The following is a 967-nucleotide window of genomic DNA, read 5'->3' on the forward strand; positions in this document are numbered from 1 at the left end:
ACCCGGCGGTGACCGTCAGCTTGTCGTACGCGCTGCTGCTGGTGGTCTCGGCGGTGTCGATGTGCAGGTAGAAGGTCAGGGACGCCTTGCAGCCCGCGGGGATCTTCACCGACTGGGACAGGGTGTCGGTGTGCGAGGCGCCGTAGCCGTCCAGCCACGCCTTGTACGAGCCGCTGTGCGCGGCCTCACCGGAGTCGTTGGTGATGACGCCGCTGGTCGCGGTCCAGCCGGTGCTGCCCGACTCGAAGCCCGGGTTGGCGAGCAGCTGCGTCGAGGTGCAGCCGCCACCGCCGCTGGTGCTCACGGTCCAGGTGAAGGAGGTGGAGCCGGTGGCGCCGGTGGAGTCGGTCGCGGTGACGGTGACCTGGTAGGTGCCCGCGGTGGACGCGGTGCCGGAGATCACGCCGGTGGAGCTGTTGATCGACAGGCCGGTCGGCAGGCCGGAGGCGCTGTAGGTCAGAGCCGCGCCCGCGCTGTCGGAAGCCTTGATCGAGAGGCTGACGGAGCTGCCGGTCGCGGTGGACTGGCTGCCCGGGTCGGTGACGGAGACGGTGTTGCCACCGGTGCCGCCGCCCGAGGTGAAGGCCGCGGTGCCGTTCGGGGTGCCCCAGCCGGTCGGACCGTCGTAGCCGGTGGTCGCGTTGCAGAAGTACGACGTGGAGCAGGAGCCGTTGGAGCCGCTCGTGACGTCGTTCAGGTTGCCGGTGTGGCTGTAGGGGTACTTCGCCGGGTAGTCACCGGAGCCCGGGGTGCCCGCGAGCGCGTAGACGCTGGCGATGATCGGCGAGGAGGCGCTGGTGCCGCCGTAGACCGCCCAGCCGCTGCCGCCGTAGGTGTCGTAGACCGCGACACCGGTGGCCGGGTCGGCGACCGCGGAGACGTCGGACTCCATGCGCTTGGAGCAGCCCGTGTCGGTCTGCCAGCTCGGCTTCGGGTCGTACGCCGAGCAGCCGGAGCCGGTGCCCTC

Annotated in this window: 1 protein-coding gene; it reads right to left on the reverse strand. The window is 71.1% G+C overall.

Features of this window, described 5'->3' with window-relative positions:
* On the reverse strand, positions 1 to 967 hold a 967-nt coding region (locus VT52_RS34795), incomplete at both ends, for a putative Ig domain-containing protein (RefSeq protein WP_206306699.1).

Origin of the sequence: Streptomyces malaysiense, assembly GCF_000980885.2 — a bacterium.
Classification (GTDB): domain Bacteria; phylum Actinomycetota; class Actinomycetes; order Streptomycetales; family Streptomycetaceae; genus Streptomyces; species Streptomyces malaysiense.